The sequence below is a fragment of the Ruegeria sp. AB5 genome, assembly GCF_056542645.1.
Genome location: NZ_JBQGAE010000050.1, coordinates 1 through 2,772 on the forward strand (window position 1 = coordinate 1; position 2,772 = coordinate 2,772).

The 2,772-nt window shown below is 55.8% G+C and carries 6 protein-coding genes; all 6 read right to left on the reverse strand.

Annotation, left to right across the window (positions count from 1 at the left end; all coding sequences use genetic code 11):
• Positions 1 to 59: 59 nt before the first annotated feature.
• Entirely contained in the window at positions 60 to 431 is a 372-nt protein-coding gene (locus ACR0L4_RS23465) for a hypothetical protein (RefSeq protein ID WP_480425620.1), read from the reverse strand.
• Between the two features lie 212 nt (positions 432 to 643).
• On the reverse strand, positions 644 to 1,192 hold the full coding sequence (locus tag ACR0L4_RS23470) for a hypothetical protein (protein ID WP_480515620.1): 549 nt from the start codon (positions 1,190 to 1,192) through the stop codon (positions 644 to 646).
• On the reverse strand, positions 1,189 to 1,641 hold the full coding sequence (locus ACR0L4_RS23475; protein ID WP_480453296.1) for a hypothetical protein: 453 nt from the start codon (positions 1,639 to 1,641) through the stop codon (positions 1,189 to 1,191). The genes ACR0L4_RS23470 and ACR0L4_RS23475 overlap by 4 nt, the downstream gene beginning before the upstream one ends.
• Positions 1,638 to 1,955, reverse strand: coding sequence for a hypothetical protein (locus ACR0L4_RS23480; RefSeq protein WP_480425615.1), 318 nt, complete (start codon positions 1,953 to 1,955; stop codon positions 1,638 to 1,640). The genes ACR0L4_RS23475 and ACR0L4_RS23480 overlap by 4 nt, the downstream gene beginning before the upstream one ends.
• Positions 1,948 to 2,235 carry a hypothetical protein gene (locus tag ACR0L4_RS23485; RefSeq protein WP_480425616.1) on the reverse strand — a complete coding sequence of 96 codons (288 nt, stop codon included), beginning with the start codon at positions 2,233 to 2,235 and terminating at the stop codon, positions 1,948 to 1,950. The genes ACR0L4_RS23480 and ACR0L4_RS23485 overlap by 8 nt, the downstream gene beginning before the upstream one ends.
• Positions 2,236 to 2,294: 59 nt before the next feature.
• Positions 2,295 to 2,621 (reverse strand): hypothetical protein, encoded by a 327-nt coding sequence (locus tag ACR0L4_RS23490; RefSeq protein ID WP_480425795.1) that lies wholly within the window; start codon positions 2,619 to 2,621, stop codon positions 2,295 to 2,297.
• Between the last annotated feature and the right edge of the window lie 151 nt (positions 2,622 to 2,772).

Consider the following 2,772-nt stretch of genomic DNA (forward strand, 5'->3'; position numbering starts at 1 on the left):
ATTCGATGGGTTCAAAAACAGTGAGAATGCGCTCAGTGACAGAGGGGTCGTAGGGACATTCAGATCCGCGATCGAGATAGAGGTCGTAGAACCAGCAGTACAGTCACAGCAATCGAGATCGGACCGGTGATGTTAAAAAATACCCAATCAAAGGGTTGACCAATAGGTGCGGGGCAATCGCGTGCTGAGATAACCCAGTTCACAGCCGCGGGAAGATCCGGAAAGTCGACCCAGCCACGCGGATCGTCACATAGTAACTTGCCGCGATAAATTGCCTGCGCGTGATACAGACAAACCGACAAACCAAACAAAACAACAAGTCCCGCGTTCGTGAAACGGTCGAGCATTTTCAGCAAAAACCATATCAAAAGCAGCTTCAGGACCGTTGTTACCGAATAGGTAAGAAGCAGAGTAGCGGAAAGATCATTCACACGGTGCACTCAAACCAATCATTGGTCACTTGTCGAGGCATAGCCGAAAGACCAAAGCCTTCCGCTGACCCCCGCAAGGCTTTTCAGCCCTGCGATATCTGAGGTCGCCGGGCTGCTAAGCCTTGCTTCCGTCGCGCTCTGTGGTGACACTTCTGCTTTGCAAACCCGGTGACATTTCTACTTGGTTGCAACACTGACTCCGCCAAAATCCTTCACTCCGGCTGCCAGTCATCGTCGAGCGAGGATTGCACTCCGCTATCTGTGATCGAAGCATAGTGCGTGGCGGTTTCGGTACCCATTTCTGTACCGTCCCCAGACATGTAGGCCTGCGCGAACTCGGTACGCTTGAATACGGATCCATCAAGTTCGATTGTGGTGCGATCCTCTGCCGTCGCGCGTGTCACAGAGCCATCATACCAAACCTTGATCCGCGTCCCGTCTGCGATCTGTACCACAACGGCCATCGGCTCGATCTGCACACCCAGCCAACCGTCATCGCTGTCCCGCCGCGCGATGATCTTGTCAGACCGGAACTTGACCTGAACATCGCCCGACAAACTGTTGCCGCTTGATTTCAGAACAACAAAAGCCTCTTGCTCGGCCGGGTTTGGGTGGATCGTAACATTTGCGTTCTTCGGCGGCCAAACCTTGGCGGAGTCGCGTTTCTTGCCCTTCTGGTCGCGGTGAAACCCAACATAGAGCTGGGCCGATTTCCAGATGCGCGTGGCCTTCCTTGAAAGTGCCGTGGATTTTGCAGTCATGTCATCGGACCTTTTAGAACGGATATTTCGGATTGGTGCTTACGGTGGCCATGCGGATCTGACGGAACGAGATCAAAGGGCAAGGTATCAAGGGTGAAGCGCCCAATGGAATACCTATGAAGAAAACCCAGCAGGTAGACCGGATCGGCGGGGTATGGCGCACAGTTCCATGCATGGCGCAGTGCGGCTGCTTCATTAGAAGAATACGCGGCTATGAGACACCTTGCCTCACGCCATTTATCGGCACGTTGTTTCCGGCTGCGTTTCTCTTGCCGTTCCCAATCCACTGCGCGTTTGAACATAACCTCATCTTCACTGGGTTGCTGCTCTGCGATCTGATTGGCCAGCAATGGAAAAGCCTCGCGTTCCTTCTGCTGTTTGCGGCGCAAGGCGGCACGCTTGCGGGGTGTGTCTTCGAAGGCAAAACGGGGCCACATCTTGAACCTCATGGCTCGATCCCTCCCTGCCAGCGGGTGCGACTATTGCGGAGATGCTGAAGACAGGCCACTCGCCCGACTTCTGCATGCATCCCGTTGTCGAGCGCGAACCGATGGCGAGCCTCCCAGTCCCGAACCCAGTCTGCGGCCAAACGGTCGTCAACCCGACCACTCTGAAAAGGATTGTCCTCGAGCAGGAAGCCCTTGCAATGTGCAGCACCGCCATCGGTGGGAGCGCGCAGGGTGTCGTTTTCGTACGCGACCGGATCCACGCCACACCCCATGGGATCGGCGCGGCTGCGGTCGCCTGGCGCTAAGTCAGTCATGATCGCCTCCGTTCGTAGCGGTTTGCGAAAGCTTGAGCTGGCGGGCTTCTTCGATCACGGCGTCGTACATATCGACATGGCCACAAGGGTTCTCCCATGTCTGGATTTCGTACCACTCACCATCCTCGCAGTAGCGTCGAAACACCGGTTTCCCTCTAGGCTTGCCACAGAAGGGACAGGTATTGGTGATCTCAACGGTTTTGATAATCTGCGTGATACTTTGATAGCCGTTGCCCCAAAGGCGGCGCTGCAGGGCGCGATCCAATATGGTGACTTGCATAAGTGCCTCCACTTCAATCGTATGGAATGGTGGTAAGACTGCGGTGAGTGCCGGGGCGGTCAGGGCGCTTCCTTTAACGCGTCGGCATGTGCATCAAGACGCCCGATGAGCGAAGCCATCAGTTCTCTCAGCGATGCCTGATCGGCGAGGACAAGTGCAGCGCGTTGACCAGCTGTCAGGGCAGCGACCTCGGGCGGCTGCGGTTCTGTCATCTGATCCGCGCCTGTCAGAACGCCCATCTTGGCCAGTTCGTCGGTAAGGGGGCGCAACATGTCTGCCATTGCATCAGTATCGGCGCTGTTAGAGGCGGCGGATTTCGCGATGCGCCGCAGCCTGACCACCATCTTTTCAACGCTGCCTTTGTTGGTGTCGTTTTGGAATGCCATTGGTTGTCTCCTGTCGTACCCTGTTGGTTCACGGGGCTTCCGCTCCGGTCGGGTTTCAGTATTCGATGGGTTCAAAAACAGTGAGAATGCGCTCAGTGACAGAGGGGTCGTAGGGACATTCAGATCCGCGATCGAGATAGAGGTCGTAGAA

Excerpts from the sequence above, each read along its gene's own strand:
- ACR0L4_RS23475 (WP_480453296.1), bottom strand. The coding sequence starts at position 1,641 with ATGAGGTTCAAGATGTGGCCCCGTTTTGCCTTCGAAGACACACCCCGC.
- ACR0L4_RS23485 (WP_480425616.1), bottom strand. The coding sequence starts at position 2,235 with ATGCAAGTCACCATATTGGATCGCGCCCTGCAGCGCCGCCTTTGGGGC.
- ACR0L4_RS23480 (WP_480425615.1), bottom strand. The coding sequence starts at position 1,955 with ATGACTGACTTAGCGCCAGGCGACCGCAGCCGCGCCGATCCCATGGGG.
- ACR0L4_RS23490 (WP_480425795.1), bottom strand. The coding sequence starts at position 2,621 with ATGGCATTCCAAAACGACACCAACAAAGGCAGCGTTGAAAAGATGGTG.
- ACR0L4_RS23470 (WP_480515620.1), bottom strand. The coding sequence starts at position 1,192 with ATGACTGCAAAATCCACGGCACTTTCAAGGAAGGCCACGCGCATCTGG.